General features: G+C 69.8%; 23 protein-coding genes. 12 read left to right on the forward strand and 11 right to left on the reverse strand.

The genetic code is table 11. The features are described 5' to 3' along the window. The first annotated feature begins 15 nt into the window (after nucleotides 1-15). On the forward strand, nucleotides 16-843 hold the full coding sequence (locus tag KMW22_RS10255) for an IclR family transcriptional regulator (protein WP_221089956.1): 828 nt from the start codon (nucleotides 16-18) through the stop codon (nucleotides 841-843). A 383-nt stretch (nucleotides 844-1,226) separates the two neighbouring features. Here KMW22_RS10255 and KMW22_RS10260 read toward each other — a convergent pair whose 3' ends face one another. From KMW22_RS10260 to KMW22_RS10270, 3 genes are all read right to left on the reverse strand, one after another. Continuing rightward, nucleotides 1,227-2,780, reverse strand: coding sequence for a S8 family peptidase (locus KMW22_RS10260; protein WP_221089957.1), 1,554 nt, complete (start codon nucleotides 2,778-2,780; stop codon nucleotides 1,227-1,229). Between the two features lie 342 nt (nucleotides 2,781-3,122). Next, nucleotides 3,123-3,320: a hypothetical protein gene (locus KMW22_RS10265; RefSeq protein ID WP_221089958.1), complete on the reverse strand. Its 198-nt coding sequence runs from the start codon at nucleotides 3,318-3,320 to the stop codon at nucleotides 3,123-3,125. A 46-nt stretch (nucleotides 3,321-3,366) separates the two neighbouring features. After that, a complete protein-coding gene (locus tag KMW22_RS10270) occupies nucleotides 3,367-3,597 on the reverse strand; it encodes a hypothetical protein (RefSeq protein ID WP_221089959.1) in 231 nt (76 codons plus the stop codon). An 83-nt stretch (nucleotides 3,598-3,680) separates the two neighbouring features. On the opposite strand from KMW22_RS10270, the gene KMW22_RS10275 reads away from it, so the two are divergent. Then, nucleotides 3,681-4,871: a M20 family metallopeptidase gene (locus tag KMW22_RS10275; protein WP_221089960.1), complete on the forward strand. Its 1,191-nt coding sequence runs from the start codon at nucleotides 3,681-3,683 to the stop codon at nucleotides 4,869-4,871. Nucleotides 4,872-5,121: 250 nt separating this feature from the next. Here KMW22_RS10275 and KMW22_RS10280 read toward each other — a convergent pair whose 3' ends face one another. From KMW22_RS10280 to KMW22_RS10300, 5 genes are all read right to left on the reverse strand, one after another. Then, nucleotides 5,122-7,815 (reverse strand): HD domain-containing phosphohydrolase, encoded by a 2,694-nt coding sequence (locus tag KMW22_RS10280; RefSeq protein WP_221089961.1) that lies wholly within the window; start codon nucleotides 7,813-7,815, stop codon nucleotides 5,122-5,124. 227 nt (nucleotides 7,816-8,042) lie between these two features. Then, a complete protein-coding gene (gene folE, locus KMW22_RS10285) occupies nucleotides 8,043-8,654 on the reverse strand; it encodes a GTP cyclohydrolase I FolE (protein ID WP_221089962.1) in 612 nt (203 codons plus the stop codon). Between the two features lie 108 nt (nucleotides 8,655-8,762). After that, nucleotides 8,763-9,980, reverse strand: coding sequence for an adenylosuccinate synthase (locus KMW22_RS10290; protein WP_221089963.1), 1,218 nt, complete (start codon nucleotides 9,978-9,980; stop codon nucleotides 8,763-8,765). Between the two features lie 144 nt (nucleotides 9,981-10,124). Then, on the reverse strand, nucleotides 10,125-10,550 hold the full coding sequence (locus KMW22_RS10295; RefSeq protein WP_221089964.1) for a secondary thiamine-phosphate synthase enzyme YjbQ: 426 nt from the start codon (nucleotides 10,548-10,550) through the stop codon (nucleotides 10,125-10,127). Between the two features lie 17 nt (nucleotides 10,551-10,567). Then, a complete protein-coding gene (locus KMW22_RS10300; protein WP_221089965.1) occupies nucleotides 10,568-11,023 on the reverse strand; it encodes a hypothetical protein in 456 nt (151 codons plus the stop codon). 69 nt (nucleotides 11,024-11,092) lie between these two features. On the opposite strand from KMW22_RS10300, the gene KMW22_RS10305 reads away from it, so the two are divergent. Next, a complete protein-coding gene (locus KMW22_RS10305; RefSeq protein WP_221089966.1) occupies nucleotides 11,093-12,457 on the forward strand; it encodes a DUF4403 family protein in 1,365 nt (454 codons plus the stop codon). Between the two features lie 136 nt (nucleotides 12,458-12,593). Here the strand turns inward: KMW22_RS10305 and KMW22_RS10310 are convergent, their stop codons facing one another. Continuing rightward, nucleotides 12,594-13,268 carry a flavin reductase family protein gene (locus tag KMW22_RS10310; protein ID WP_221089967.1) on the reverse strand — a complete coding sequence of 225 codons (675 nt, stop codon included), beginning with the start codon at nucleotides 13,266-13,268 and terminating at the stop codon, nucleotides 12,594-12,596. A 27-nt stretch (nucleotides 13,269-13,295) separates the two neighbouring features. Here KMW22_RS10310 and xseB point away from each other — a divergent pair, with 27 nt between their 5' ends. The 6 genes from xseB (at nucleotide 13,296) to KMW22_RS10340 (ending at nucleotide 17,841) form a co-directional block, all read left to right on the forward strand. Then, nucleotides 13,296-13,556, forward strand: a complete 261-nt coding sequence (xseB, locus tag KMW22_RS10315; protein WP_221089968.1) for an exodeoxyribonuclease VII small subunit — start codon at nucleotides 13,296-13,298, stop codon at nucleotides 13,554-13,556. Between the two features lie 297 nt (nucleotides 13,557-13,853). Beyond that, on the forward strand, nucleotides 13,854-14,531 hold the full coding sequence (locus tag KMW22_RS10320; RefSeq protein ID WP_235692852.1) for a lysophospholipid acyltransferase family protein: 678 nt from the start codon (nucleotides 13,854-13,856) through the stop codon (nucleotides 14,529-14,531). A 275-nt stretch (nucleotides 14,532-14,806) separates the two neighbouring features. Continuing rightward, a complete protein-coding gene (locus KMW22_RS10325) occupies nucleotides 14,807-15,679 on the forward strand; it encodes an ABC transporter substrate-binding protein (RefSeq protein ID WP_221089970.1) in 873 nt (290 codons plus the stop codon). 4 nt (nucleotides 15,680-15,683) lie between these two features. Then, entirely contained in the window at nucleotides 15,684-16,691 is a 1,008-nt protein-coding gene (locus KMW22_RS10330) for a FecCD family ABC transporter permease (RefSeq protein ID WP_221089971.1), read from the forward strand. A 1-nt stretch (nucleotide 16,692) separates the two neighbouring features. Beyond that, on the forward strand, nucleotides 16,693-17,493 hold the full coding sequence (locus KMW22_RS10335) for an ABC transporter ATP-binding protein (protein WP_221090056.1): 801 nt from the start codon (nucleotides 16,693-16,695) through the stop codon (nucleotides 17,491-17,493). Continuing rightward, complete coding sequence (locus KMW22_RS10340; protein ID WP_221089972.1) at nucleotides 17,494-17,841, forward strand: (2Fe-2S) ferredoxin domain-containing protein; 348 nt, start codon at nucleotides 17,494-17,496, stop codon at nucleotides 17,839-17,841. Nucleotides 17,842-18,071: 230 nt separating this feature from the next. Here the strand turns inward: KMW22_RS10340 and KMW22_RS10345 are convergent, their stop codons facing one another. After that, entirely contained in the window at nucleotides 18,072-18,623 is a 552-nt protein-coding gene (locus KMW22_RS10345; protein ID WP_221089973.1) for a hypothetical protein, read from the reverse strand. Then, nucleotides 18,616-20,262: an HRDC domain-containing protein gene (locus KMW22_RS10350; RefSeq protein ID WP_221089974.1), complete on the reverse strand. Its 1,647-nt coding sequence runs from the start codon at nucleotides 20,260-20,262 to the stop codon at nucleotides 18,616-18,618. The genes KMW22_RS10345 and KMW22_RS10350 overlap by 8 nt, the downstream gene beginning before the upstream one ends. A gap of 86 nt (nucleotides 20,263-20,348) precedes the next feature. Here KMW22_RS10350 and KMW22_RS10355 point away from each other — a divergent pair, with 86 nt between their 5' ends. The 3 genes from KMW22_RS10355 to KMW22_RS10365 all read left to right on the forward strand — a co-directional run bounded on the left by KMW22_RS10355 (nucleotide 20,349) and on the right by KMW22_RS10365 (nucleotide 23,908). Continuing rightward, nucleotides 20,349-21,302, forward strand: a complete 954-nt coding sequence (locus KMW22_RS10355; RefSeq protein WP_221089975.1) for a hypothetical protein — start codon at nucleotides 20,349-20,351, stop codon at nucleotides 21,300-21,302. 336 nt (nucleotides 21,303-21,638) lie between these two features. Further along, nucleotides 21,639-22,553: a peptidoglycan-binding domain-containing protein gene (locus KMW22_RS10360; RefSeq protein WP_328774660.1), complete on the forward strand. Its 915-nt coding sequence runs from the start codon at nucleotides 21,639-21,641 to the stop codon at nucleotides 22,551-22,553. Between the two features lie 146 nt (nucleotides 22,554-22,699). Beyond that, nucleotides 22,700-23,908, forward strand: a complete 1,209-nt coding sequence (locus KMW22_RS10365) for a vWA domain-containing protein (RefSeq protein WP_221089976.1) — start codon at nucleotides 22,700-22,702, stop codon at nucleotides 23,906-23,908. Nucleotides 23,909-23,966 lie beyond the last annotated feature (58 nt).

Here is a 23,966-nt window from a genome sequence, read left to right on the forward strand (position 1 = left end):
ACGATGGGCCCTGCTGTGACGCCCGAGGCCGTGGCCCCTTCCGATCAGGCGGTGGACGTGCCGACCCTGGAACGTCCGCTGTACCTCCTGACCTTCTTTACCCCCAAACAGCCGCACTGGACCCTGTCGCACCTCGCGCGGGCCAGCGGGCTGCCCAAGGCCAGCTGCCTGCGGGCCCTGCGGGTGCTGGAAAAGTACGACCTGCTGCAGCGCGACGGGGACCGCTACCGCCTGGGGCGCGGCTTTATTGCCATGAAGGCCCACGTGCAGGTGCACGCGCCGCCGCTGAACGTGGCCCGCCCGCACCTGGAACACCTGCAGGAGCGCACCGGACAGGTGGTGTCCTGGGCTGTGCTGGACGAGATGCAGACCCTGTACGCCGAGGTGCTGGGGGCCCGCGCGCCGCTGCCGCCCGGTGAACGCCGCGCCCTGCCGGGCGACCCGTCCGGGCGCCTGCTGCTGGCCTTTGCTGGCCGGGCGCTGCGCGAGCGGGTGTTTCTGGCGGTGGCCGCCCGCCCCGGCCCCGAGCAGGACGCCCTGAACACTCTGGACAGCGTGTGCCGCCGCGCGTGGTTCTCGGCGCCGCTGCCCCACGACGGCCTGGGGGGCGCGGTGCAGGTGGCCGCGCCCGTGTTCCGCGCCGGGGGGAGCCTGGTGGCCGCGCTGGGCCTCACCTGGGCCGCCGGCCCCCTGACTGGCACCACCGAAACCGCCCTGCGCGCCCTGGCCGACGCCGCGCAGACCATCTCGCGCGAACTGGGCTACACCCGCCCCTGGGCCGCCGATCCCGCGTTTTTCCTGCAGGTCCTACGCCGCGTGGGCGCCCTGGCCGAACCCGGCTGAATTGCGGTGCAGAACGCAGGGGGAAGGCCTGCTTCTGTGCAGGCCTTCCCCCTAGTTTGAGTCGTTGTGCTCAGGCTGGCGCGCCTGAATAACCGTTGCAGGCCTCGTACACGGCGCAGGCGCGAGGGTTGAAAGCTGCCCTTGCGCGCACCAGCAGACCCTGGGGCGAACGAAGTGAGTCTCTGAAAGACACAGTGGCGCCTACGGAATTGAGGAGCCGCTTTTTGGCCCCGGGGTGAAACTGGCAGCCGCTGTGAATTCAACGCGCTTAGCAGCGGCCAGTGCTCTCCCGGAACCAAATCACTGCCCTGACTCTGCGGCCGATGGCCTTCACTCCTCCCAGAGCGGTAGAGCCCCATCCTCTCCCGCTCCAGGCTCTGGGGTCAGCGCTGTTCCACCAGGGTGTACTGGCCGCTGCCCACGTAGGCGTAGACCTCCCAGCGGTAGTAGCCGCTGGCGGCGGTGTAGGTCAGCAGTTCGCTGCTGGTGCTGCCCTCGGCCTTAGCCACATCCACCCAGGCGGCGCCATTCCACTGCTGCAGATACAGGTCAAAGTCGGTGCCAGCGGGGGCGCTCAGGGTGCCTTTCAGCGACCCACCGGCGTACTGGAAGTACCCCGTGTTGCCGGGCTGGTAGCTGCTGGCGCCCTGCGTCACGCTGCCTGTGTAGGTGGTGCCGGGGGTCGGCGTGGGGGTGGTGCCGCCGCTGCCCGTGAACAGCAGCTTGTTGGGGCTGCCGCTGCCCACGTTGGCGATCTTGCCCGCCGTGGACGCGTTCATGAGGGCGCTGGCCACCTGGGCGCTGGTGTAGCCGGGGTTGCTGGCCAGGATCAGCGCGGCGGCGCCAGCCACATGGGGCGTGGCCATGGACGTGCCAGAGATGGTGTTGGTGGCCGTGTCCCCCGTGTACCACGTGCTGGTGATGTTGGTGCCCGGCGCAAACAGTTCCACGCAGCGGCCAAAGTTGGAAAAGGTGCTGCGCACGTCGGCGCTGTCGGTGGAGCCCACGGTAAAGGCCCCGGCGGCGCTGGCTGGGCTGTAGCTGCAGGCGTCACGGTTGTCGTTGCCGGCCGCCACGGCCATGAACAGGCCCCGGTTCGATGCGTTGGTCACCGCGTCGTTGATGGCCTGATCAAAGCCGCCGCCCAGGCTCAGGTTGGCCACCGCCGGGCCCCGCTTGTTGTTCAGCGCCCAGTTGATCCCGCCGATGATCGCGCTGTACGAGCCGCTGCCCTGGCAGTTGAGCACCTTCACGGCTACCAGTTTCACGCCCTTGGCCACGCCCCAGGTGCTGCCGCCCACGGTGCCCGCCACATGGGTGCCGTGCCCGTTGCAGTCGGTGTTGTTGCCGTCCTGCAGGGCGTTGGTGCCCCACACCGCGCGCCCGCCGAACTGCGTGTGGCTGGTGCGAATTCCGGTATCCAGAATGTAGGCGGTGACGTTGCTGGCAGTGGTGGCGTAGGTATAGGCGCTGTTCAGCGGGCGGTCGCGCTGGTCAATGCGGTCCAGGCCCCAGGTCGCGCCCGTCTGGGTGGCCGTGGCATGGGCCAGGGCGTCTTGCTGGATGTACTTCACGCGCGGGTCGGCGCGCAGGGTGGCGACATTCTGGGCGCTCAGCTTGGCCGCAAAGCCGTTCAGCGCCTGGGTGTAGAGGTGCTGCACGGTCAGGCCCTGCGGGTTCAGGCCCAGGGCGCCCGCCAGTCCGCCGCTCTGGGCCGCCAGGGTGCTGGCCGGCGCGCCCTCGCGCAGCACCACGATGTACTGCCCGGCAATGGCTTCGGGGTTGTTTTCGCCCAGCAGTGGGGCCAGCGTGCGGGGTGCGCGGGCGCCCGCGTCGGTGGTGGGTTGCGGCGCGGCAGAGGCGGCGGGCAGGTGCTGACCACAGGCGGCCAGCAGGCCCGCCAGGGTCAGGGCGGCAAGAGCAGAGCGTGCGTACATAGAACATCCTCCTTCTCCCCGGCGCGGTAAGCGCGGCCGGGCAGGGCGACCCACAGCGGGGCAGGTCAACAGACAGTCAGCAGACAGAACAGTTGTAGTTGGTCCGCTGAGTGAACCGCTTAAGATGTCTAGGCAAGATGAATGGGGATAAATCTGTTTGACAACGATCTTTTTGAACCTTCGTCTAAGGACCCTGCCTCATCTCGGGCCACGTATGGGGTTCACCCAACGAACCGGAGGGCCCAGGGCTGAAGGTTGGCCCCTGCCCCTCACTCCCCTCCCCCACAGCGAAGTGGCCTCGCTGCGCTGGGCAGGAGGCCACCTGGGGGTTAGGACTGTGGGTTAGAACCAGCGGCGCTGGGGTTTGCCGCGCAGTTTGCGCTGGGCACGGTCCAGCAGGAAATCCAGAGCGCGGTCGCGCTTGCGGGCCTTGGTGTATTTGGTCTTGCGCTGCGATTTGCGGGCCAGGGCCAGCAGTTCCAGGGCGATGGGCGCCACCGTCAGCAGCAGACCAAGTTTGCCTTTGGAGCGGGTCTTCATACCTGCCAGTACGACAGACGCGGCCAGAAAGTTGCTGAAGGGCTGCTCAACGCTCTTCATCGGTGGGCAGGTGGCTGTAGGCCGCGTGGGTTACGGCCAACTCGTCCAGCACGGCGTGGGCACGCACCAGGTGGCCTCGGCCCGCCAGCAGGTGCGCGGCGTATCGGGGCACCTCGGCGGCCTGCAGATGGGCGGCGGCCACACGCAGATGCGTCGCGGCCCGTTGCAGGTCCTGCGCGGCGTTTAGGGTCTGGGTGGCAGCGTCGCGGTATGACATGGGGCCCACCCTGCCATGTCCGGCATACCGGAATGGTCGCTGGGCGGGCAGAAAATGGCGTGCCCGGCGCGGTAGGCTGGGGCATGACGGCAACCCAGGACAGGGCTGCAGGCCTGCGCGAGCAGCTTGTGGCGTGGCGGCGACACCTGCACATGCACCCCGAGGTCGGCTTTCACGAGCACGAGACCGCCGCGTACATAGAAGCCGAACTGCAGAAGATGCCGGGCCTGACGGTCACGCGGCCCACCGCCACCAGCGTGCTGGCGGTCCTGAAAGGCGGCCAACCCGGGCGCACCGTGCTGCTGCGCGCCGATATTGACGCCCTGCCCATCCATGAGGAAAACCGCTTCGAGTTCGCCTCCACGCGCCCCGGCGTCATGCACGCCTGCGGACACGACGGCCACACGGCCATCCTGCTGGGCGTGGCGAAACTGCTCAGTGAACACCCCGGCACGGTGCCCGGCGAGGTGCGCATGATCTTCCAGCACGCCGAGGAAATCGGGCCCGGCGGCGCCGAGGAGCTGGTCATGGAGACGCCGCTGATGGACGGCGTGGACGTGGTCACCGGGCTGCACCTGAACAGCCAGTTGCCCGCCGGGGTGGTGGCGGTCAAGGCCGGGGCCTTTATGGCAGCGCCCGACACCATTGAACTGACCATTCGCGGCAAGGGCGGCCACGGCGCGCACCCCGAAGAAACCGTGGACCCTATTGCTGTGGGCGCGCAGGTGGTGACCAACCTGCAGCATGTGGTGAGCCGCATGGTGGCCGCCCAGGACGCGCTGGTGGTCAGCGTGACCAAGTTTGTCAGCGGCACCACCCACAACGTGATTCCCGACAGCGCCGAGCTGATGGGCACCGTGCGCACCTTTGACCCCGCCCTGCGCGAGCGCGCGCCCCAGTTGATCGAGCGCGTGGTTGGGGGCATCTGCGCGGCCCACGGCGCCGAGTACGACCTGCGCTACGACTTCGGCTACCGCCCGCTGATCAACACTGACTGGGTGGCCGCGCAGCTGCGCGAGGTGGCCTTGGACGTGGTGGGCGAGGACCGCTTCCGCGAGGCCAAACCCACCATGGGCGGCGAGGACTTCAGCGCCTATCTGGAAAAAGCCCCTGGCGCGTACTTCAACGTGGGCGCGGGCAGCGACGAGGCCGACAGCCGCTGGCCGCACCACCACCCGCGCTTTACCATTGACGAAACCAGCCTGGAGACCGGGGTGCAGATGCTGCACGCCGCCGCCCTGCGCCTGGCCCAGCCACAGAACGAGCCGGCGTAGCACGGGAAGGCCACGGACGCGGGGGCCGGGGCTTCGGCCACCGGTCCGCGTTTGGGCTGACCGGGCAGGGGGCGTTCGGACCTCGCCTCTGTGCCCATCATCCAGGCGACCTCAGCAGCGCGCCGAAGAGGGCCTTTCCTCCCCGGATGGGCTCTCAGCTTTCGTCCGCCCGGCCAAACCGAACTCTGTCCACCCCTCTCCAATCCCCGCGTTTCACTGAGCGGACAGGCCTGCTCTCCCCTGCCGTTCTTCAGGCCGCCGGAACAGCGTGGCGGCCCTCGCTGGGCGTTTCGGAGTCCGGGACCACGCGGCGGAACAGTGCGGTGAGCTGCGGATCAAACTGGCTGCCCGCGCCCTGCAGGATGATGGTCATGGCCTCCTCGTGGCTCATGGCGCCCTTGTAAGGCCGCACGCTGGTCAGGGCGTCGTACACGTCGCACAGGGCAAAGATGCGCGCCAGCAGCGGAATCTGCTCGCCCCCAAGGCGGTCGGGGTAGCCGGCGCCGTCCCAGCGTTCGTGGTGGTGGCGCACCACTTCATGGGCCTGCGGGTGCAGAAAGGGAATGCGCGCCACCAGTTCGGCGCCCAGCGGCGCGTGCTGCTCCATGATCAGGCGCTCTTCCGGGGTCAGGCGGCCGGGCTTGAGCAGGATGGTGTCTGGCACGCTGAGCTTGCCAATATCGTGCAGGGTGGCGCCGTGGCGCAGGGCGAGGCGCTGGTCGTCGGGGAGGTTCAGGGCCTCGCCCATGCGCGCGGCGAGGTCGCGCACGCGCTGGGTGTGGCCCTGGGTTTCCAGGTCGCGGGCTTCCAGGGCCACGCCCAGCATGTTCAGAGCGGCGTCCAGGGTGGCGCGCAGGTCGCTGAGGTGCGCGCTGCGTTCCATCACCCGGGTGCCCACACTGGCCAGCATGGCCGCCAGGGCTTCTTCGGTGGCGTGAAAGGGCCGCCAGGGCGCACGCAGGAGGCACAGCACGCCCAGCGGCTGGCGGTCGTGCGAGAGCATGGGCACCACCATCAGGGCCTGATCGGCGGTGTCGCCTTGGGGGTGCAGGTAGGCGCCGGGGGCTTCTTGCAGCCGCGCGGCGCGGATCACCCGGCCGCTGTCCAGGGCCTGCCACGACAGCCCCTCGCCGCGCGCCAGCCGGGGCGGGGCCGCCCGCTGGGTGCCGGTCTGGGCAGCGGCCACCAGGGCGTCCTGCGCGGGGTCGTAGCGCATCAGCAGCGCCGAACTGGTGCGCAGCAGGTCGTGGGCGGCGCGGGCCAGATGGTCGGCAATCTCCTGCTCGCCCGCACTCAGGTTCAGGTCACCGTGCAGCCGGGCCAGCTGTTCCAGTTCCCGCCAGCGCTCTTGCAGCTGCAGCAGCGCGGCAATCTGCTGGGCAAACACCTGGGCATCCTGAATGGCACCTGCCGAGAACACCCCTTCGGATTCGGTGGATTCCAGGTTCAGGTGGGCCACCACCTCGCCCCCCACCACCACCGGCAGGCACAGGCTGGCCCGCAGCGCCGTGCGCTGGCCCAGGTCGGCAAAGGCCTGCCGGGGCCCCGAGGCCAGTTCGGCGTCGGCCTCGGCCCACACGCGCTCGATTTCAGCGGGGCGCAGCACCCGGGGCACCCCCTGGCGCCACGCGTCCAGGCCCTGCCCGTACCAGCGCAGCTGCGAGGCCTCCGGCAGCGGCGTGCCCACCAGTTCGTGCGCGTAGCCCACAGCGGCGCAGATACGGAACTGCACCCCTTCGCGGATGTTCAGGCTGCCGCAGCCCACCCCGCCGATGGTGGTGACCGCCAGCTGCAGCAGTTCCTGCCAGTCCTGATCCCGCAGGGGGCGGCGCTGCGCCAGCAGTTCCACGGTGGTGCGCTGGGCCTGCCACAGCGAGTAGCGCGGGCGCAGGTCGGGCACCGGGGCGGGCACGGCGCGGCGCGGCAGGTCATCCAGGGTGACCAGGCGGTTGCCGCCATTGGTCTTGGCCACGTACAGCGCTTCGTCGGCCCGGTGCACCAGTTGCGCCGGTTGCTCGCGCAGCAGCCGCGAAGCCAGCCCCGCCGAGAGGGTCAGGCAGGCCCAGGGCGCGGCGCTGCCCGGATCGGCCAGCTGGGCCTGCACGCGCGCCACCACTGCCCGCGCTTCGGGTTCGGGCAGGCTCAGCAGCAGGGCAAAGGCCTCGTGGCCCAGCCGGAAGCTGGCCCCCGGCGCCGCGTCGTGCAGCACCTGCCCGATGTAGCGCAGCGCCCGCTCGCCCGCTTCGGGGCCGTGCGTGTCGGTCAGCTGGCGGAAGTCATCCACGTCCAGCAGCACCAGATGGTCGCCCACCTCCAGGCGGGCCAGGGTTTCATCGAACCGGCGGCGGTTGCCCAGGCCAGTCAGGTCGTCGGTCATGACCTGCTGGCGCAGATCGTTCGCCAGCCGCAGCAGCCGCAGCCGCGCCTGCAACACGCCCAGCACCAGAACCGTGGCCACACTGTGCAGCGCCAGCATGCCGGGGTACACCACCAGCCCCAGCGCACGCGACTCGGGCAGGAACAGCAGCGGCAGCCCCACGCCCAGGTAGGGCAGGGGCAGCTTCCACAGGTCGCGCAGGTTGGCGTGCGCGAGGTCCAGCGTGGGCCGCAGCAGCGACGACGCCCCCAGCACCGTGAGCGTATTGACCAGCGCCACCAGCCCGCCCAGCTGTGATTCCAGCAGCCGCCACACCACCGTGGGCAGCGCCACCAGGGCCCCCGCCCCAAAACCGTAACGCAGCGTGACGAGCGCAATGGGCACGTAGCGCAGGTCAATTTTGTACGGTCCCACCTCCACGGCGTAGTGCAGCAGCACGGCAGCAGTGCCCGCCGAGAGCAGCAGGCGCAGCGCGTGGTCGGGCCAGTGCCGCCTGACCGGCCAGTCGCGGTAGGTCAGGCTCAGCAGGAACGTGCAGGTGAGCAGCAGGCACAGGTTCAATAACACGGCACGTCCTCCCTGCGCACCGTACCGCTTGTCCCCTTACACCAGTCTCACCCTCTGGCGGCGCGACTGTACTTAAAGTGACAATTCTGGTCGTTTGATTCTGGCCCTGGCTGTGGGCAACTGGGGGCGCTGGCGGCGGGCCCGCAGCGCACCAAAACGCCGGGGGCGGCCCCCGGGAAAGCGCGCTGCCCGCCGGCGCTGACAGCGCTGTCACAGCGCAGCTGGCTTTAGCGGCTGCGCAGGGTGCCCTGTACGGCGCTCATAAATTCGGCGCGGGTGCGCGGATCGCTGCGAAAGCGCCCCCGCATGGCGCTGGTGGTGGTGGAGCTGTTCTGCTTTTGCACGCCGCGCATGGCCATGCACAGGTGCACGCCTTCCATGTAGACCGCCACGCCCTTGGGCGACAGCAGGCCCTCCACAGCGTCGGCAATCTGGGTGGTGATGCGCTCCTGCACCTGCAGGCGGCGCGAGTACAGGTCCACGATGCGCGCAAACTTGCTGAGGCCCAGAATCTTGCCGTCCGGGATGTAGGCCACGTGCGCGCGGCCGTAGAAGGGCAGCATGTGGTGCTCGCACATGGAATAGAACTCGATATCCTTGACGATCACCATCTCGCTGCCCTCGGCGGCGAACACGCCCTCGCCCACAGCGTCTTGCAGGGTCTTGTGGTACCCGGCGGTCATGAAGCTCCAGGCCTTGGCCACGCGGTGCGGCGTGCGCGTGAGGCCCTCGCGCGCCGGGTCCTCGCCGATGGCCGCCAGCCAGTCGTGGGTCAGGTCGCGCAGGCCCGGCACCTCCTGCTTCTCATCGGCGGCGCTGATCACGGGTTCAGTGGTCAAAATTCGGTCTCTCCTTCTCACGGCCGCGCGGGGCGGGGTGAATGCGAATGCCGCGAGTGTAGGCCAAGGCCCCTCGCGGCAACTGTCGGGTAGCTTTCAGCGGCCGGCTTAGCGCCAGCTGACCTCGCCGTAGGTCTGTTCGCGGGCCGGACCGCACGAGAAGATGACCACCGGGCAATTCACGGTCTCTTCGATCAGGTCCAGGTACGCCTGGGCCTCCCCCGCCAGGGTGGCGCGGCTGGTGGCGCCCTCGGTGGTGGCCCAGCCGGGCAGGTGCTTGAAGAGAGGCTCGCCGCTCTGGCCGTAGGCCACACACACCGGAATGGTGTCCAGGCCCGCCAGAATGTCCATCTTGTTGATGACCAGCCCGTCCAGGCCATTGACCTCCACGGCGTATTTCAACAGCGGCAGGTCCAGCCAGCCCACGCGGCGGGCGCGCCCGGTGGTGGTGCCGTACTCGTCCCAGGGCTTGGAGCCGTCGCCGCGCAGGCGCAGGATGCCGGCTTCGTCATGGACCTCGGTGACAAAGGGCCCGTGGCCCACGCGGGTGTTAAAGGCCTTGGCCACGCCGTACACCTTGTGAATGGCCTTGTGGTTCACGCCCGCGCCCACCAGAATGCCGCCCACCGTGGGGTGGCTGCTGGTGACAAAGGGGTAGGTGCCGTAGTTCAGGTCCAGCAGCGTGGCCTGGGCGCCTTCAAACAGCACGTTGCGGCCCTCGGCAATGGCGGCGCGCAGCTGGGCGCCCGTGTCGTGAATAAACGGGGCCAGCGCCTCACGGATAGGGGCCAGGGCGTCCAGGGCCACCTGAACGCCCGTCCAGCCCGCGTCCCGGGTGGAGTTGGGCTTGGCTTCCAGCAGTCGCTCAATGCGCTCTACGAGCACGCTGTCGTCCAGCAGGTCGCCAAAGCGGATGCCCACGCGGCGGGCGCGGTCGGCGTAGGCCGGGCCAATGCCGCGCCCGGTGGTGCCCACGAAATCCTTGCGGCCGTCCACGTACTTGTGGTGCGGCAACACGAGGTGCGCCCGGTCACTGATGCGCAGTTCCGGCTGCAGCCCGCCTGAAAGCAGGTTGCCCCGCTCTTCCAGGAACTTGTCGGGGTCAATGACCATGCCGTCGCCCAGCACGCTCACGGTGCCTTCGTGCAGCACGCCGCTGGGCAGCAGGTTCAGCTTGAAGGTCTGCCCCTTTGCGGTCACGGTGTGCCCGGCGTTCGCGCCGCCCTGGTAGCGCACCACGTACTCGGCTTCTGGCGCCAGGAAGTCGGTGATCTTCCCCTTGCCCTCGTCGCCCCATTGGGCGCCCACAATTGCAATTCCAGGCATCTCAGCCCTCCGGCCACGCGCACAGACTTGCTTTTGCTTGCCCGCCGGAGCAGGGCAAAAAAAACACGGCGCGCAGCACCGTACCTCAGTGTAGGGGATGGGGCCGGGCTGAGCGGGCGGGTTGTTTACGTGGGGTGGACACCTTCAGGCGCTTTCGCCCTGCAGGGTCAGCAGGAGGCGCCGCGCGCCGCCGTCATCGCGGTGTTCGCACAGATAGATGCCCTGCCACGTGCCCAGCGCCAGCCGCCCGCCTTGCACCGGCAGCGTCAGGCTGGGGCCCAGCAGGCTGGCCTTGATGTGCGCGGGCATGTCGTCTGGGCCTTCAAGGGTGTGTTCCCACTCGCGCCATCCCTCGGGCACCGTGTGGTTGAAGTACCGCTCGAAGTCGCGCCGCACGTCGGGGCTGGCGTTTTCGTTCAGGGTGAGGCTGGCGCTGGTGTGCTGAATAAACACGTGCAGCAGCCCGGCGCGGGTGCGGGCCAGTTCCGGCACCGCCTGGACCACCTCGCGGGTAATCAGGTGAAAGCCACGCCGCCGGGCCGGCAGGGTCAGGGTGTGCTGGGTCCACATGGGGCCGAGTGTAGGGGTCAGGGGATCGGGGCGTCATCGCGCGCGGCCCGGGTTGAGGTGGCCAAGAGGTTGCAGGGGGTTCCCTCTTCTTCTGGGACGAACGAATAACCGCGCTGGTGGTCAAGGCTGTCCACATTCAGCCGCCCGCAGACCGGGCACTGGTACAGCGCTCGCAGGTAAAGCGATCTGAGGCGGACCATCCCGTCCCAGAGGGCTTTCTGCCCACTTCCAACTGGCTTCAAACGCAACTGCTCCACCAACAACCACAGCTCATCTTCAAACTTCTCCAGGCTCTGATCTGGCAGTAAGTGCGCCTTATGTGGCAAAAAGTCCGTTTGATCGCGGATGACCTCGCCGCAGGGGCAAGCAAATTTCATCTGGGTATTCTCACCCGGCACGCCGCCAGGAGTGGGCCTTTCTGAACGGCTCGACGGCTTGACCACTCCGCCAGCCTTCTCGACGCCCAGCACCATAACTCTCCTGGGTCGGCGGGCAGAACAGCACTCCACCCTCTCTCACCCGCCGCCGCTACCCTGGCCCCCATGCGCCGCCTTCTCATGCCGGTCGTGTTGACTGCGCTCATGACCGCCCCCGCCTGCGCCGTGTCCACCCTGACCCTGCCGGTGACGGTGCCCCTGAGCAGCGTGCAGGAAGCCGCCAACGCCCGCGTGCCGCAGGAATTTGCGCGGGTGGACGAAACGCGCAGCTTTCTGGGGGGCCTGCTGAGCGTGCAGCTGCAGGGCACCGTGACGCGCACTGGCCACGTTCGCATCAGCCCGGCGGCAGACGGCTCGGGGCTGGTGGTGCAGGTGCCCATCCGCGCGGCGTTCCGGGCCATTCCGGCCGGCAGCGGCACCCTGGCGCGGGACTTTGGCGGCGAGGCGACCATTCGCCTGACCGTCACGCCGTACGTGACGCCCGAGTGGGAGGCCGGGGTGCGCGTGAAAGGCGACTATGCCTGGACCGACCCCCTCAGCGTGGACCTCACCCAGGGCGTGCGGATCAGCGTGCAGTCACTGGTGGACCCCCAGGTGCGCGCGCAGCTGGACCGGGTGGCGGCGCAGATAGAAGCGGCGGTGCGGGACGGCGCTCGCCTGCGCCCCCGCGCCGAGGCCCTGTGGGCGCGCGCGGCCCAGCCCTGGACCCTGCCCACGCCCGAACCCGCCTATGCCCGGGCCCAGCTCCTGAGCCTGCAGGTGACGCCGCCACGCTTTACCCCGGACGCCCTGAAACTGACGCTGGGGGCCAACCTGGACCTGGGGGCCGGCCTGGGCCGCGCCCCGGCCCCGGGCCCAGCGCGCCCCCTGCCGCCGCTGAGCACCGTGCCGCAGCTGAGCCCCGGCCTGGACCTGCAGGTGCCTGTGCGCCTGCCCTACCCGGAACTCTCGCGGTTGGCCACCCAGGCCGCCGCCCAGAAAACGCTGCCCCTGCCGGTGCCCACCTCGCCCACGCTGCGGGTGCTGGGCGTGACGTTCAGCCCGGCGGGCGCGCGCCTGAACGCCGCCGTGCGCGTGCAGATCACTGGGCCGCTGGGCCTGCGGGTGGGGGCCACCGTGGACGTGCAGGGCACCCCGGCCCTGGACCCCGCCGGCCAGACCCTGACCCTGCAGGGCGTGCGGGTCACCACCCGGCGCGAAGGCCTGACTGGCCGTGTGATCGGGTATCTGGCCGACGCCCGCGCCCAGGCCTACCTGCAGGGCGCCGCCCGCTTTGACCTGCGCCCGCCGCTGGACCGGGCCCGCGCCGCGCTGCAGGCCCGGCTGCCCTTCACCGTGGCCCCCGGCGTGACCCTGCAAGGTACGGTGGGGCCCCTGAAGGTGCGTGCGGTGCAGGTGACCCCGGAGGCTCTGCTGGTGACGGGCGAGGCCACTGGCAACTTGAACGCCAGCGTGACCCTGCCGCGCTGACAGCGGCTGGCATGGCGTGAAGTGGGTGCTGCTCTCCCTTCACAGGAACGGAAGACCACTCTCTGTCGCGGTCACTCGCGCCGCTCGCCCCACATGACCCGAAGGGTTTTCAGATCATGTACTTACCGCTTTGAGCCTAGCTCTCCCCTTCCTGCGCGGCCTGCCACGCTTCGTAAGTCAGGCGGTCCAGCACAAAGGTGTCGCGCGTGCGCGCGTAGGTGCCCCGGCCCCCCAGCCGCCCCACAAGGTCCAGCGCGGCGGTGTTCACGTGGTGCCGCGCCGCGTCCTGCACGGCTTCCTGCTGCAGGACCAACCCCAGCACCTCGCCCAGGATGATGCGGGTGCGGCCAATGGTGAGGGTCTGCACCTCGCGGCATTCCAGCGCCGCCGGGGCCGCCGCCACGCGTGGCGTGGGCACCTGCACGCCCGGGCTCAGGGCAATGCCCAGGGCGCCCGGCTCGCTGTGCCTGTGCGGAAAGTCGGTGGCGGTGGCGTTCATCAGCGGCGCGAGGTCGAAGCTGACCAGATTCACCGTGAAGGCGCCGCCCGGGCCAATGTTGCGCGCGGTGTCCTTGGGGGTGCCGTCGGGGCGGTTGCCGGGGGCAAAGGCCACCACCGGCGGGTCCGAACCCATCAGGCCAAAAAAGGAGTAGGGCGCCAGATTCACGTGCCCGTCCTCGCCCAGGGTGCAGACCCAGGCGATGGGCCGGGGCACCACCACCGCCGTGAGCAGCTTGTAGCGGGCCTCGGCGGGCAGGGCAGTCAGGTCAAAGTGCTGAGGGGGCGGGGTGGGCGAGGGCGCAGCGGGCATGGCCCCAGCCTAGCGGGGGGCGCTAGCATGGCCCGCGTGAGTGCCCCCCGTCCACTGTCCTACCGCGAGGCCTATGCCCGGCTGTCGCGGATTGCCGCCGAGCTGGAGGGCGGCGAGGCCGACCTGGACCGCGTTCTTCCCCTGCTGGAAGAGGCGCGCGAAGCCTACGCCGAGTGCCGCGCGCGCATTGAAGCGGTGCGAGCGGTGCTGGCCGGCGACTGGGCCGGCGCCGACGACGATCCCGAGGATGACGCCCTGGACGACGAAGCCGACGAGGATGACGACTGACGGCGGCGGCCAGGTGTAGCCACGGGCCAGATGACGCCCCCTGCAATTTCGTTGGCGGCGCTGTCTCGGCCGAACCCTCACAGCGGTCTTCCGTTCCATTAAAGGGAGGAAAGCAGCCTCTCAACGCCACGCCAACCGCTGTCTGTCGCGGTCATTCGCGCCGCTCGCCATCCATGACCTGCAGAGTTCACCTTTGGGTCATGTGGTGCCCGCTCCCACTTCGCTCGCCCTGGCGCCGCCCTGGGCGATGTTGGGTTGCGCTGTGAGCCCCCGGCCCCGGCGCGTATGCTGACCCCCATGAGTGACGCCGCCCGCCCCGAGCGCGCTGCCCCCGCCCAGGTGCCCCCCGCCCCACGCCCAGCAGCTGAGCCGCCCGCGCCCCACGTGAACCCCAGGGTGTACCGCTTCGTGGTGGACGTGACCTACCTGCCTGTGCTGCTGGGCGGCCGGCACCTGGAGGTTCACGGCCGCGAGCACGTGCCGCCCCCGGGCACCCCGCTGGTGGTGGCGGCCAACCATGTTGGCGCCCTGGACCCCTTTCTGGTGGCCCGCGCGCTGCCGCCGGGGCGCTACCTGCAATTCATGGCGAAAAAGGAGCTGTTCCTGCCGGGCATTGGGCACATCATCCGCGCTGGGGGATCGTTTCCGGTGGACCGCAGCGGCAACGATCTGGTGGCGGTGCGCACCGCCCTGCGGGTGCTGAAGGTGGGCGGCACCGTGGGGATCTTTCCGCAGGGCACGCGCGGCGGCGCCGAGATGCAGGGCGGCGTGGCCCTGATTGCCGCCAAGGGCCGCGCGCCCATTCTGCCGGCCGGCATCAGCCGCCGGGGCAAGGCCTGGGTGATCCGCTTTGGCGAGCCCATCTCGCCGCGCGGCGGCATCAAGGCGGTCACGGCAGAGCTGGCCGAGGTGCTGTCCAGCTTGTCCGGGCCGCTGGGCACGCCACTGCCGGGCGAGCGGTATACTGCCCGCTGACGGCTGCGGGGGGAAATCCGGTGAGAATCCGGTTCTGTCGCGCAACGGTAAGCCCCGCCAGACGTGGGGACAAGACCGAACACCTCCGCCGTTCATGCCCCGCCCTGCGGGGCGTGTGGCCTGACCTCTCGCGGAAAGGGGGCACGGCCGTGAGAGTTGGCGGCCCCCCCGTGGGCCCCCGCACGCGGCCCCTGCTTTGACCCCTGACCGCCCCCCGACTGGGGCGGCGTTTTTGTGGCGCCGAAGTCCGAGGGGTCCAGGCAAGGAGACTGCCCATGAACCGTGCCCTGACCCTGACTGCTGCCCTGTGCGCCGCCCTGTCGGCGGCGGCCAGCGCCACCACCTACCCCCTGACCCTCACCGACGACCTGGGCCGCAAGGTAACCCTGAAGGCCGAGCCAAAGCGCATTGTGAGCATGCTGCCCAGCACCAGCGAAACGCTGTGCGCCCTGGCCGCCTGCGACAAGCTGGTGGGCGTGGACGACTACAGTGACTACCCCGCCTACGTCACCAAGCTGCCCAAGATGGGTGGGCTGTACAACCCCAACGTGGAAGCGATTGTGGCCCGCAAACCCGACCTCGTGCTGGTGAGCAAGTACGGCAAGCTGGCTGAGCCGCTGACCCAGGCGGGCATCACGGTGATCGCTGTGAACCCCGAAACCTACGACGAGGTGTTCAGCAAGACCCTGCTGCTGGGCAAGATCGTCAACCGCGAGGCCCAGGCCAAGGCGCTGGTGACCTCCATGAAGCGCGAGATCGCCAAGGTCGAGATTCTGACGAAGACGGCCGTGAACAAGCCCACCGCCTACTTTGAGATTGACCCCACCCCGTACTCCATCGGCCCGAATTCCTTCATGGGCACGCTGCTGACCAAAGCCGGCGCGCGCAACATCATTCCGGCGACGATGGGCGATTTTCCCAAGGTGGACCCCGAATTCATCGTGAAGCAGAACCCGCAGCTGATTCTGGGCGTGGACGCAGCGACAGCCGGCGCCCGCCCCGGCTGGAACACCATCACGGCCCTGAAAACCGGCAAGGTGATCAACGTGCCCAAAGAGCTGAACACCATCCTGGGCCGCCCCGGCCCCCGTCTGCCCCAGGCCCTGCGCGGGCTGGCCAAGCTCGTTCACCCTGAACTCTTCAAGTAAGGCTGTGTCCAGCGCCGCCCCGCCCCGCCCACCCCGTTCGGCCCTGCCGCTGCAGCTGGCGGGGCTGGCCCTGCTGCTGCTGTTGGCCGTGGTGCTGGGCACAGGGCTGGGCAGCGTCATGGTGCCGCCGGGCGAGGTGCTGGGCGCGCTGTGGCGTGGTCTGAGCGGGCAAGAACTGGTCGGCAACGACGTGATCGTGTGGCAGATCCGGCTGCCGCGCGTGGTGATGGGTGTCCTGGTGGGCGCCAGCCTGGGGGTGTGCGGCGGCGCTTTTCAGGGCGTGTTCCGCAACCCCCTGGCCGACCCCTATCTGCTGGGCGTGGCCAGCGGCGGCGCGCTGGGGGCCACTGCCGTGATTGTGGGCGGCGGCCCGCGTCCCCTGATTCCGGCGGCGGCGCTGCTGGGGGCGCTGGGCGCGGTCACGACCACGCTGATGCTGGCGCGCGAGGGCCGCCGCCTGCCGCCCACCCGGCTGGTGCTGGCCGGCGTGGTGGTGGGCAGCGTGCTCAGCGCCATTTCCACGGCGCTGCTGCTGCGCGGCGAGGACCGCGCGCGTGAGGTGCTGGCCTACACCCTGGGCGACCTGGGCTTCAGCGGCTGGCGTGAGGTGGGGGCGGTGGTGCCCTACGTGGGCCTGGGGGCCGGGGCGCTGCTGCTGCTGGCCCGCGCCCTGGACACCCTGCAGCTGGGCGAGCTGACCGCCCGCAGCCTGGGGGTGCCGGTGGAGCGGCTGCGGCTGCTGGTGATCGGCGCGGCCAGCCTCGCCACGGCGGGGGCGGTGGCCTACGTGGGCATCATCGGCTTCGTGGGGCTGCTGGTGCCGCATGTGGTGCGGCTGGCCTTTGGGGCCGGGCACCGCACGCTGCTGCCGCTCTCGGCGCTGCTGGGCGGGACGCTGGTGGTGCTGGCCGACCTACTGGCGCGCACCACGCCGCTGTCGCAGGTGGGCATTGTCACCACGTTGCTCGGCGGGCCCTTTTTCCTATGGCTACTGAGGCGCACCCGTGACTGAGATGCCCCCCGCTCCCGCGCCGGGCCTGGAAGCGCTGGACGTGCACGTGCAGGCGGGCAGTTTTCCGGCGGTGCGTGGGGTCAGCGTGCACTTTCCGCCCGGGGCGCTCTCGGCGGTCATTGGGCCCAACGGAGCGGGCAAAAGCACGCTGCTGCGCGCCTGCCTGGGGCTGTCACGCCCGGAACGCGGCGAGGTGCGCCTGCTGGGCCGCCCCCTGGGCCAGTGGAGCCGGGCACAGCGCTCGCGCCTGCTGGCTTACCTGGCTCAGGGCGAAGAACTGCCCCTGGGGACCACCGTGCGCGACATGGTGGCCCTGGGGCGCGGCGCGGGCACGTGGCGTTTTGGCCTGCTGCCCCGCGACCCCTGGGGCCCCGAGGACGAAGCGGCGGTGGAGGGCGCCCTGGCCCGCACCGACACCGCCCGTTTTGCCGCGCGCCGGCTGGGCGAACTGTCGGGCGGCGAGCGGCAGCGGGTGGCGCTGGCCCGCGCGCTGGCCGCACAGCCGCGCTTTTTGCTGCTGGACGAACCCACCAACCACCTGGACCTGGCCTACGCCCTGGAGGTTATGCGCTACCTGCGCTGCGAGGTGGCAGGCGGCCTGGGCGCCGTGGCCGTGCTGCACGACCTGAATCTGGCCGCCCGCGCCGACCATCTGGTGCTGCTGGCCCAGGGGCGGGTGCTGGCCAGCGGCCCGCCGGGCGCGGTGCTGACCCCCGAACACCTGCACGCGGCCTACGGCGTATGGACCCGGGTCGTGCGTGACCAGGAGCGCCTGATTGTGATTCCCGAGGATGGCCTGTAAATGACCCCCAAGTTTTTTTCCACCCGTGCCCACCTGCTGGTCTGCCAGGGGCAAAGCTGCCAGGGACGCGGCTCGGCGCTGCTGTACCGGGCCCTGTGGAACCACCTGGAACGCGACGCCTTGGCCTACTACAAGAAGGGCGGCAGCCTGCGCCTGACGGAAAGCGGCTGCCTGGGCGCCTGCTCGTACGGCCCTACCCTGTGCGTGTACCGCGCGCAGTCCGGCGGGGGCGGCGCCCTGGAACAGGCGTGGTACGCGGCGGTGGATTTTCCGCTGGCCCGCCGCATCGCCCAGGCCGCCCATGACGAAGCCCCACTGCCCGCCGAGCACCGCTACGGCCCGGAGTAGGGGGCGGCAAACACCCGCGCTGGAGGGGTCACCTCTTACAGCGCGGGTGTTTGCTTGGCCTGATACGGAAGGCAGGTGAGCGGAGGTCGAGGGGGAGCGGACGCGCAGCGCTACACCGCAGCCTCGCAGAGGTCCACAGAAGAGCGGAGACGAGAACAGACGGGGCGCCGGCGCTGGAACAGCGTCCCTTCGCTCTTCCCACTCTGCTTGGGCATCAGGGTCGTCCCGGGTCAGTAGGCCCGGCAGGCGTTCACCCAGGGGGCCGCGCCCGGCGTGCCGCTGCGGCTCAGGGTCAGCTCGGTGAACGGGCGGTTGCCGCTGTCCACCCCGCGCGCCCACTGCAGCTTCAGAGGGCCGAAGGTGGCGGCCACCCGGCGCGCGCCGGCCGCGTTCTGCTGCCCCAGCCACGCGGCGATGGCGGCGCGGCGGGCCGGCAACAGGTTGAAACACTGCGTGGCCAGGCGGCCCACCAACCCGGAGACAAAGCCCTGCTCGGCGGCACTGAAGCGGGCACGCGGCGCCAACACCGTGACGCCGCTCACCCGGCCCGGCGCCGTGCTGTCAATCTGCCCGTCCAGGCTCACGCCCAGCTTCAGAGGCGCTGCCCCAGGAATCTGCCGGGTCACCTCCATGCTAACCGGGTCCAGGCTGGCCACCGTGGTGGCGCGCGTGCCGTCGGCCAGGACCGTTGCTATATCCACTGTGGCGGCGCCCGCACCCGTGCCCAGCAGGCTCAGGGCCAGCAGGGCCCCGCCCAGCCCTTGCCAGGGCCGCCTACCCACGCACCACTTCCAGAATCTTCTGCCCGTACTTGCGCAGCCGCTCCGGGCCCATGCCGCGCACCGCTTTCAGGTCCGCTTCGGTGTAGGGCACGCGGCGGGCGATTTCGGCCAGGGTGGCGTTGCTGGCAATGATGAAGCGGCTGATCTCCTGACGCTTGGCTTCGGCGTTGCGCCACTCGCGCAGGCGGGCGTACACAGCGGCCTGCTCGTCCGTCAGGCCGGCCGCCGGGTCTTCCTTGCCGCCGGGCAGGTCAGGCGGCAGGATCACGGGGGCAGGTTCGGCCACCGGGGCGGCCTGGGGCGCCGGCTGCGGCTCGGCGGCGGTATCAGCGGGCTGGGCAGCCTCGGTCTCGGTGGTCGTGCCTGCGGTTTCGTCCTGGCCCTCGCCCGGCGCCTCTTCTTGGGCCCACTGGTCGCCCTCGGGACTCAGGTGATGCACGTCGGGCAGGCCAGCCGGCTGCTCTGGAGCGTCGGGGCCGCCACTCACCGGAATGGGCAGCGGCGCGGGGGGCAGGGCGGGCGAGTCGCTGAACACGATTTCCGGCTCCCAGATCTCCTCGGCGGGCCCGTCGGGCAGCGGGGCCAGGGTGAGGTTGGGCACCGGGGCGTCAAAGGTCACGCGCTGCGGCGGCTCGCGGTCAGGGCGGTCGGCCCCGGCCCGGTCTGGCAGGGGGCGGTCGGGACGCTCGCCGTCAAAGCGGCCCGGACGCTCACCCCGGCGGACATCGCGGCCCCGGTCGGCCCCGCCCCGGCGCCCCCGGAACTCGCGGCGCTCGGGGCTCTCCCCGCTGCGCTCGGAGGCAGCGCGCCCGGGGTCGCGGTCAGGGGTCCGCTCGTCGCGGCTGGCGGCCGGACCGCCCACGCGCAGCAGGGCCAGGGCGCGGCCCAGGTCTTCCAGGCCCGGGGTCAGCAGCACCCCGCCCGACACGCTGCGCGCCGCGAGCAGCACCCCGCCCAGGGGCGCGGCGGTGTCGGCCACGGCGTCCGGGGCCAGCAGCAGGGCGGTGGGGCCGGCCGTCTGCACGGCGCCCCCCAGGCGCTCGGCCAGGGCCGAGGCTGTGCGCGCCATCCGGGCCAGGCGCAGGGGCAGCGTGGCCACATCGCGCAGGACCAGGGCCACGTTCAGGTCGCTGGGGGGCGCCCCCACGGGGGCCGGGGCCTCGCCTGTACCAAACAGGGCGCACAGAGGCGCGTCGCCATGGCCGCTGAGGGTCACGCTGTCGCGGTAAGTCACGTGGGCCGCGCCGCGCGAGAACCACTCACTGCCCGGGGCCAGGGTGGCGTCCACGATCACTGGCACGCCGGCCCGGCGGGCGCGCTCCAGGTCCTCGGGGGTGGGTTCCAGCAGCCACACGGCCTGCGCGCCGCGCCAATCAGCATCCAGAGAAGCGGCGGCCAGCCCGGCCCCAGCCAGGGCGTCCCGGTCCAGGCGGATACGGGGGTCCACGCGCAGGGTGCCCCGGCCCAGGGCGGCGGCCAGTTGCGCGGCCAGCGCGCGCGGGCCTTCCAGCAGCACGCCCCAGCCGGCCCCTTCCAGGTCGGCCAGCGCCCCCGCAAGGCGGGCGTGGGGGTCGCCGCGTTCGGCGTGCAGGCGCACAAGGCGGGCGTCGGGACGCTCGGGAGAAGGGCGATCAGTCATGGCGTCTATTGTGCCGCACCTGGGGCCACGCGCGCCGCGCGGCAAGTGCGGTCACCCGCCCCGGCCCGGGCGCGTAGGGTGAAGGCATGCGCGCCTTGCTCCTCTCTGCCCTGCTGCTTGCCACCCCCGCCGCTGCCCAGAGCGCGGCTCCGGCTGTTCCTGCCCCAGCCACTCCCGCTGCCGCCCCCACGCTGCTGATCACCGCCCCAGTGGGCACCACAGTGGAGCAGCGCCTGACGACCAGCACCCGTATGACGCTCAAGGAGAGCAAGGTTGAAGCCCTGCCCAACCAGCGCCTGAGTGCACAGGAGATTGAACAGATACGGCAGACCTTCTCGAAGGCGCTGTCTGGCCGGAATACCCAGGAGACCGGCAAACTCTTTACGCGTGTGACCAGCCGCACTGCTGACGGACGCGTGGGGCTCCTGCAGACCTTTATTCAGAACGTCCCGGGGCAGAAGGAGCCCATTAGCTTCCGCATCACGCAGACCCTGACCCCGGACGGCCAGAGCGAAGGGCTCAAGTTCACCAGCGATGACGCCCTTCTGAACGAGGTCTTTAGCCGTATGAACCTTGAGGACTTGCAGCGCATGGCAGCCCAGAATGGCAGTTCGGTGGCGAGCACTGGTCAGGCCCTGGCCCCCGGGCAGGTCGAGGAAGAGACCGTGGAGATGCCCACACAGGATCTTCTGGCGGCCATGTTTGGACCATTCCTGGGAGAGGAGGCACTGCTCAAGGCCAGCCCCATGAAGATCGTCAGCCGCACCATGTATACCGGACAGAACGCTACCGGATTCCATCAGTTCCAGACTCAGAGCGTGTTCAGTGACTGGCGCTTTGAACTGGGCGAGCCACTGCCCATGAGCGTCGCCCTTCTGAACGCCACCACCAATAGCACACACTCGGTTCGCCCAGATGGCCTGCCCGGCCCCAGCCAGGACACCACGCGCATGACCCTTCAGCTGAGCATGGTGAGTAGTAAAGCGCGCGTCAGCGTCACCTTCGAGCAGGAAAGAACGAGCAGGCTCGAGAACCGCTAAGCCTGACGTTCCTGATCACCAGTTGAGCCTCCGGTCATCTGGCGGCCGAAGCTGACGGGTGCCGCCCACAGGCTGGGCACGCCTGCGCAGCCCCCCAGCCCCCGCCCGCCTTTCTGAGCGCGCGGGGGCCTCTCTTCATCTGCCCGGCCCAACCTGAGAGCTTCCTCTTTGGGGCATGTCCTGCCATCTGCGCACAATGCCCGGCGTTGGCGAAATCTTCCCCCCTCGTCCCCGCCGGGCGGCTTCTTGCTGGGCCGCCGGCCCGCAGGCCTCCTGCGCTGCGGAAAGGAGAGCTTCACGCGCTATGCCTTGCTGAGCACCACCACCATTGCCCTTGTGGCCACCCTCTCCCCGGCCCACGCCGCCACCCTGACGTGGCAGAACCTGCGCCAGGGTGCCACCGGGCGAGACGTGACCACCCTGCAGTATCTGCTGCGCGAAGCCGGGCAGACGGTCGATGTGGACGGCATCTTCGGCAGCGGCACGAACACGGCCGTGCGCAATTTCCAGGCGGCCCGGGGCCTGACCGTGGACGGCATTGTGGGCGGCAACACCTGGGAAGCCCTGATCAAGACCGTGCGCCAGGGCGACAACAACAACGCGGTGCGCGCGCTGCAGGACCAGTTGCGCAACGGCTACGGGTACACCAGTGTGACCGTGGACGGCGCCTTTGGCCCCGCCACGAATACCGCCGTGCGCGACTTTCAGACCAAGCGTGGGCTGAGCGTGGACGGCATCGTGGGCCTGAACACGTGGCAGGAACTGGTGACCGGCGCCAGCACCGCGCCCAGCGGCACCACCGCCAGCCTTGCGGGGCAGATTCTGAGCAGCAGCCGCATCACACTGGGCACCAGCAGTTCCACCACGAACGGCAGCCCCAAGCAGAACATGACCGACGCCGCCGCTGGCCGCCTGGTCACGCGCGGGTGCAACAGCAACGTGAACTGCGGCCTGCAGGTGGCCCTGAAGCGCTCCATGCTGGAAGGCGTGCTGAGCATCGCAAACGCCGGGAACACCTTTTTCATCACCTCGGTGGCGGGTGGCAAGCACTCCACGAATTCGGACCACTACGCCGGGCTGGCGATTGATATTGGCATCTGGAACGGGGTGAGCCTGAGCACGCCGAACAGCGCCCACACCGCCGCGCGCAACGCCTGTATTGCGGCGGGCAGCGACCCCTCGCAGACCTTCAACGCCTACAACGATTCCAGCGGCGGCCACAACAACCACGTCCACTGTGCCTGGAACTAAAGTCCCTTCCCCTTGCCGACCCTCTCCCCTTAGCGGGAGGGGGTCTTGCGCCGCAAGGGGTGAGGGGACAGCGCCGCACAAACGCCCAGCCCCTTACAAACCGCGCCGCACAAACGCGCCATGCTGAAGGGCACGGAGGACCACCTATGGCGCGCGTCACGCGGTACAGCAAATTTGAAGGCGAACTGGATCAGCTGGACTCCAGCGAGCTGATGCAGATGATTCAGGAAGCGCTGCTGGGCCAGGGGATGAACGACCCCTACGACCCCGACCCCAACGCGCGCCCCAGCATGGACGACCTGTTCGACGCGATTCTCGAAGCGCTGGCCGAACGCAACATGATTCCCGAAGAGCAGCTGCTGGAAGCCATGCAGGCCGAGGACATCCGCGAGACGGCCCTGGGCCAGCAGATTGAGCGCTTGATGGACAAGTTGCAGCAGGACGGCTTTATCCGCAAGGAGTTTGAAGACGGCGAGGGCGGCGGCCAGGGCGACCCCGGCGAGGCCACCTTTCAGCTGACCGACAAGAGCATTGATTTCCTGGGGTACAAGAGCCTGCGCGACCTGATGGGCGGCCTGGGCCGTTCCAGCGCAGGCGCCCACGACACGCGTGAATACGCCAGCGGCGTGGAAATGACCGGCGAACTGAAGAACTACGAGTTCGGGGACACCATGAACCTGGACACCACCGCCACGCTGGGCAACGTGATTTCCAAGGGCTTTGACAACCTGGAGGAATCCGATCTGGTGATCCGGCAGGCGGAATACAACTCCTCAGCGGCAACCATCGTGCTGCTGGACTGCTCGCACTCCATGATCCTGTACGGCGAGGACCGCTTTACCCCCGCCAAGCAGGTGGCGCTGGCCCTGGCGCACCTGATCCGCACCCAGTACCCCGGCGACACGGTGAAGTTCGTGCTGTTCCACGACAGCGCCGAGGAAGTGCCGGTAGGCAAGCTGGCGCAGGCTCAGATTGGTCCCTACCACACGAACACGGCGGGCGGCCTGCGGCTGGCCCAGCAGCTGCTGAAGCGCGAGAACAAGGACATGAAGCAGATCGTGATGATCACCGACGGCAAGCCCTCGGCCCTCACGCTGCCCGACGGCCGGATTTACAAGAACGCCTACGGCCTGGACCCCTACGTGCTGGGCGCCACCCTGCGCGAGGTCGCCAACTGCCGGCGCAGCGGCATTCAGGTGAACACCTTCATGCTGGCCCGCGACCCGGAACTGGTGGGCTTCGTGCGCCGCGTCAGTGAAATGACGCGGGGCAAGGCGTACTTCACCACGCCGCAGAACATCGGCCAGTACGTGCTGATGGACTTTGTGACGAACAAGACCAAACTGGTGAATTAGGGGATGGTTGATAGGAGAAGGTTGATGGAGAGAGGGTTCCTACATCAACCTTCTCCCA

This window comes from Deinococcus aquaedulcis (assembly GCF_019693445.1).
Lineage (GTDB): Bacteria > Deinococcota > Deinococci > Deinococcales > Deinococcaceae > Deinococcus > Deinococcus aquaedulcis.